Here is an 806-nt window from a genome sequence, read left to right as displayed (position 1 = left end):
CGGGACGCGCTGGCCGAGTTGATCGCGGGCATCCCGGCGGAGTATCCGCTCAAGGGTGTGGTGCACGCGGCCGGGGTCGCCGACAACGGGTTGATCGGCTCGCTCACCGCGGAGCGGTTCGACGGGGTTCTGGGTTCGAAGGCGGATGCGGCGTGGCATCTGCACGAGCTGACCCGAGAGCTGGATCTGTCGGCGTTCGTGTTGTTCTCCTCGGCCGGTGGGCTGGTCCTGGCGGCCGGGCAGGCGAGCTACGCGGCGGCGAATGTGTTCCTGGACGCGCTGGCGGCGCATCGGCGCTCGGCCGGGCTGGTGGCGACGTCGCTGGCGTACGGGCTGTGGGATGCCGACACCGGGTTGAGCGGCTGGCTGACCGAGGCCGACCGGGAGCGAATGCGCAGGCAGGGCCTGCCGGCACTGTCGGTGGAAGAAGGACTGGCGCTGTTCGACGCCGGTCTGGCGTCGGATGTGGCGACGCTGGTGCCGTTGCGAGTGGATGTTCCGGCATTGCGTTCGCGCGGTGAGGCACTGCCCGTGTTGCTGCGCGGCTTGGTGCGTGGTCCGGTGCGGCGTGCGGTGCGGTCGGGCGGGTCGGCGCTGGTGCAGCGGCTGGACGGGGTGGATGAGGCCCGGCGCCGTGAGGTCGTGCTGGAGGTGGTCCGCCAGGAAGTGGCGACGGTGCTGGGGCACGCCTCGGCGACGGCGGTTCAGGCGGATCGGGCGTTCCAGGAGCTGGGTTTCGACTCCCTGACCGCGGTCGAGCTGCGCAACCGGCTGATGGCGGTCTCCGGACTGCGACTGCCCGCCAC

General features: G+C 71.6%; 1 protein-coding gene. It reads left to right on the top strand.

All coding sequences use genetic code 11. The features are described 5' to 3' along the window. Positions 1 to 806: beta-ketoacyl reductase (locus ACTOQ2_RS43975; RefSeq protein ID WP_440107994.1), on the top strand; the 806-nt coding region annotated here is incomplete at both ends.

The sequence above is a fragment of the Streptosporangium sp. H16 genome (assembly GCF_051918855.1).
Classification (GTDB): domain Bacteria; phylum Actinomycetota; class Actinomycetes; order Streptosporangiales; family Streptosporangiaceae; genus Streptosporangium.
The sequence above is the reverse complement of the archived record's forward strand: the minus strand, read 5'-3'. Positions and strand labels throughout refer to the sequence as shown.